The organism is Candidatus Acidiferrales bacterium (genome assembly GCA_036514995.1).
GTDB lineage: Bacteria > Acidobacteriota > Terriglobia > Acidiferrales > DATBWB01 > DATBWB01.
This window is the reverse complement of sequence record DATBWB010000096.1, coordinates 1-4,396: the sequence shown is the minus strand read 5'-3', so window position 1 is coordinate 4,396 and position 4,396 is coordinate 1. Positions and strand designations below refer to the sequence as shown.

Sequence of the window (4,396 nt, the reverse complement as noted above, 5' to 3'; positions counted from 1 at the left end):
ATTGCCGCCGTCTAGCGATTTATCTTTGAGCACGCCATTGTAGAGCAGGTACACCGCCAACCCGTTGACCACGCCCAGGCGCGGCGAGCGGCGTTTACCATTCCGCGTGGGCAGTGGCTCCCCGGTCTCCACGAAGAAGACGTGCCTGGCTAGGTCATCGAATGAAACTTCGGCGCGGATATGGCCTTCCGCGTCGAACAGGGTGGGGCCGAGGGTGCAGTAGCGGAAGCCGCCGCCCAGCGCCTCTTCGCGCTTCTGGTTGCCGCGCGTGTCTTTCCAAGTGTAGCCCTCAATCACTCGCCTCAGCCGCTCGGCGGTAATATTGCGAGCTATGTCCGGCTCCATTTCGACTAAGATAAAGCGGCGGTTATGCTCATCTTCATTATTCAGGTCTAGAACGGCGTGGCCGGTCGTGCCTGTACCCGCAAATGAGTCCATGACAATATCAGTTCCGCGAGTAGTGGCGCGCACAAGCGACCGGATTAGAGAGAGAGGTTTGGGATAGGCGAAGACTTTGCTTCCCAACATCTGTTGGAGCAGACGCCCTCCTTCCTGGTTCATGCCTGACGTGAGAATGGTTGCGTCATACTCGGCTTCAGCCGAGGCGATGTCGCGATCATTTGTATTTGAAGTTTCGGCTCATGTAGCCTCTGAGGTGCAGAGGCGCCCTTCGGGGCGAAATCGAGTATCCTCCAGGGCAATCGGTAGCTGTCTAACGCCTCCGGGGAGGGTCTGGCATGATCGCGTTTCCGATCCAATCGCTGATGGATGAGCAAGCTTGCTACGACTACTTGCTCTCGGTGTTGCACCCCCAGGGCCTGCACTGTCCTGAGGGCCATCCCTTGCCCGTGGGTCAAGGGGCCCATGATCGTCATCGTGCTCCGATCGTGGATTACCGGTGTCAGACCTGCGGCGCGGTCTTCAATGTGTTTACGAATACGATCTGGAGTAAGACCCGCCATAGTTGTGCCACGATTGTCTTGATTTTGCGCGGGGTGGCGCAGGGGGTGCCGACCGCCCACCTGGCGCGTGAGCTCGGGGTTGACCGAGCGCACCTGTTGGAACACCGCCATGAGATTCAACAGCTGATCGAACAGCATTTTCCCCCCAACAGCCTTGGCGGACAGCGTGACCGAAGCCGATGAAATGTACCAAAACGCCGGGGAAAAAGGGGTCAAACATGAAGACCCCGAGGCTCCGCCTCGGCGCCGGGCCAACAAAGTGAAAGGCCATGGCACTTGGGACAATGACCGGCCACCCGTCGTGGGCGTGGTCGGGCGTGAGAGTGGCGAGATTCGTTTGGAAGTTTGCCACCATAGTGATCGGGAGACGCTCCAACCCTTCGTCGAAGAACGCACCCCCGACACGGCGACCGTGTACACGGATGAATGGCAGGCGTACAACCACTTGCCCGAAAGCGGGCGCGCCCATGCCAGCGTGTGCCACACGCCCGGCCAACGCGAGTGGGCCCGGGATGACGATGGGGATGGTGTGCGGGAAGTGCACTGCAATACCATGGAAGGCATTTGGACCGGCCTACGGAACTTCGTGCGGCTCTTTCGAGGCGTCAACAAAGAGTATCTGGGACAGTACGTCGCCGTCTTTCAAGCCGGCTATATCGCCAAGGAGGTCACGCCAGCTTTGCTGAGAGCCATGATGACCCCTTGCACCTCTGGGGCTACATGAGCCGAAGTTTCAATCCAGCTTGAAACGGGCTTTGGTTTTGCGCTATTTGGATCGTAATAAGTCTTGTAACGTGGGCGCTCCATCTTGCCGCCCGCTTCATCTGGCCAGATGATAAGTCCGGCTTCGATGATTTTCATCATCGTTTCAGGGTAAAAGCGCCACACGCGCTCTGGATTTGGCTGGTAGACCCTCCCCGTCTTGGGATTAGTGATTGGATAAAACTGACCGGGCCTAGCATCTTTTCCCATTCCAACAGTAAGGTCCGTGCTCGCATAAGGAATGAGAATTAAACAACTGTCTGATTTGGCAGGGCACGATAGTTCCATTGAGGTAGAACGGTGTCAAAGATAATGCGCATGTTCAGCTTGAAGTCTTCGGCCACTTTGCGTCCAGTTCGATAGACTTTGTCAATGATTTTGACGACGACTTTCAAGCCTTTGTTGGTTCTGGTCTTTTCCATCAGTTCTTTGACCAAGGCGACGCTGGAAAAAATCACGCCCTGGCAGGCGCGGGTGACATGCGGAAACAACCGGTGCTCAATCGGGTTGTACTTGGAACAGTAGGGCGGATAGTGAGCAATGCGGATTTCAATTCCAAGCTCCTCGGCCAATTTTTGCAAGTCTTCCTTGAAGATGTAATGGTGAACATGATTGCTGCCCCCGCCATCACACAAGCCTAAGAGGGCGGTGGCTTGGGGATAGGCCGCCCGTCCATGCTGATACCACCAAGAGCGGATACAATCACAAGCAAATTCGCTGGTGTCCTTGCTAGTGCCCAGATGGAGATAACCGAAGTTGCGCTGCAAATCATAAATCCCATGCGGAATGATGATCCCGTCCGCCTCACTTTTGAAGTCGTGGTCATAGGCATGGAGTTCTTCCAAGGTATACAAATGACCGTCGCGGTAGAAGTTGCCCACATACTCCTTCTTCTTGGTATCGAAGCTAATAATCGGGTTGCCGGCAGCCTGAAATTCGGCTTTCAACTCCGCAATCTTGGTAAATTGCTCATCACGGTGAGCGACCGATTTCAGCGTCTGTTTCTTTTGCGCTTGGCGACGACGATACTTATGCTTCTTGAGCAGTTTACGCACCACGCTCTTGCTCACCCGCACTTGATGATGCTTCTCCAGCAATCCGGCAATTTCCGGCGGGGTCAAGTCCGTCCACACCACCCGCTCGTCCATGGGGTCGCCCGCGGTGTGCTCTTTCAAGACTTCCAGAAATTGACGGTCAAGGTCCGGATGCACCTCGTCATAGCGCCTGCGCCCGCCCCCTGGTTTTCGGAGCCAGGGTTCATCAGGAGGCTGTGCTGGCAGCTCGGCCAACTCCTCCACGCCTCGGCTCACCGTCTTTTCACTACAGCCCAGCAACTCAGCGATGTAGCTCTGCCCGCCGTGCCCCAGTTTCAGAGCCTCAACCGCCGCATAGCGACGGCGATCTTTTTCGGAGAGCGTGGCGTAATACTTCTTCATCGCTTGTTCAATCTCAAGAGGATAGGGTTGCATCATTCCGCTCCAAATCAAGTCGGCAGGTCTTCCGGCTTCTGTGAAGCGTAACTCTTTGAACGAGACAAAGCAAGCACGAACATGTGCAAGTGCAAACCGGACAATTGATTAATTCTCATTCCTAATGTTTGCCGCTGGTGGGTGCCAGCCGCAGGAAAAAGACCTTCGCATTACGCTGGATGACCGGCCCATGCCGGCGCTCGTGTCCGTAACCAGGGAAAGCTGTACTAACGGCGGCGCAGACCTGTTCCTGGTTTTTTCGGCCGTCAACGCTCCACAGGGAGAACCGGTGGATGCTGAAACCGATTTCCGATTGAGCATCCAGTTTGACGACGTCTCGAAAATTCCCTTGGGCCAGCCAATGGACGTGGCCAACAATCCACCAAATCTCCATCTTTCCGCCTTGGTGACAGCTTTTCACGCGCCGCCTCTCGAGCCGCTCACATCCTTCAATGGTTCGGCCAGCGGTGTGATCACCATCTCAGCCCTGTCCTCAGAGCAGGTTGACGGCTCCGCCGTGCTCACATTCGTGGATCGGCAGGATGAATCTACCCAATGGGGTCAGAATAGACTGGTACAGAAGGCCCTGGTGTTCGACGTGACGTTCACCGACCTGGCAATCAACCCGAGCTGTATCCCGGCGCCGGACACCTACCAGGGAATTCCCCTACCAACAACCGAGCCTGACGAAAAAAGCGCGGGGACGCCGCCGGTATGGCTCATCCTTCAGGGCCAAGCCATCCCCGGCACACCCCTGGCCTTTTCCCTCTCTACCGGGAAGAGCGGAGAACATGGAGAACTGGAGGGAGCCAAGCTGGAAACCGCCGCTTTCCCGGCTGGCCAGCCGGTCTCCATCGTCACACCAGCTTCGGTCACGGTTATTCAGGCCCGGTTGGTGGATGAGGTCCCGCTGTTTGGACCCACGGCGCGCGGCCTAAAAGCTGAAGGCAAAAGTGAGGGCGGTGTGAGCGTCTTTACGCTGGAACAAAGCGGTTACAGCCAGGGACAGTTCCTGCGGGTTCGGCTCGAGTTTGGAGGCCTGGTGTCCGGCTATGCCGACTATGTCTGGCGCGGCGGTTGGGCGGACACAAGGCGGAGGTGTATCCGCAGGTGTGATAGGCGTGGGGGTGATTAGGCCACTGCCGCTGGTCGGGACGAGTTGCCAGGCATAGTCGGCATGGCCGGACACCAGGCCTCCAAACT

5 protein-coding genes are annotated in these 4,396 nt (G+C 56.8%); 3 read left to right on the top strand and 2 right to left on the bottom strand.

What is annotated here, in order from left to right:
* Positions 1-561 (bottom strand): DNA methyltransferase (locus VIH17_06875; GenBank protein HEY4682957.1); only part of this gene is annotated, 561 nt, incomplete at its 3' end.
* A gap of 176 nt (positions 562-737) precedes the next feature.
* Between VIH17_06875 and VIH17_06870 the strand changes: the two genes are divergently transcribed.
* Together VIH17_06870 and VIH17_06865 are read left to right on the top strand one after the other, a co-directional pair.
* Positions 738-1,145: a hypothetical protein gene (locus VIH17_06870; protein HEY4682956.1), complete on the top strand. Its 408-nt coding sequence runs from the start codon at positions 738-740 to the stop codon at positions 1,143-1,145.
* Positions 1,129-1,686 carry a transposase gene (locus tag VIH17_06865; protein HEY4682955.1) on the top strand — a complete coding sequence of 186 codons (558 nt, stop codon included), beginning with the start codon at positions 1,129-1,131 and terminating at the stop codon, positions 1,684-1,686. Before VIH17_06870 ends, VIH17_06865 begins: the two co-directional genes overlap by 17 nt.
* Before the next feature lie 286 nt (positions 1,687-1,972).
* Here VIH17_06865 and VIH17_06860 read toward each other — a convergent pair whose 3' ends face one another.
* Positions 1,973-3,196, bottom strand: coding sequence for an ISAzo13 family transposase (locus tag VIH17_06860; protein ID HEY4682954.1), 1,224 nt, complete (start codon positions 3,194-3,196; stop codon positions 1,973-1,975).
* Positions 3,197-3,383: 187 nt separating this feature from the next.
* On the opposite strand from VIH17_06860, the gene VIH17_06855 reads away from it, so the two are divergent.
* The gene (locus VIH17_06855; protein HEY4682953.1) at positions 3,384-4,328 is read left to right on the top strand and encodes a hypothetical protein; all 945 of its coding nucleotides are present in this window, start codon (positions 3,384-3,386) and stop codon (positions 4,326-4,328) included.
* Positions 4,329-4,396 lie beyond the last annotated feature (68 nt).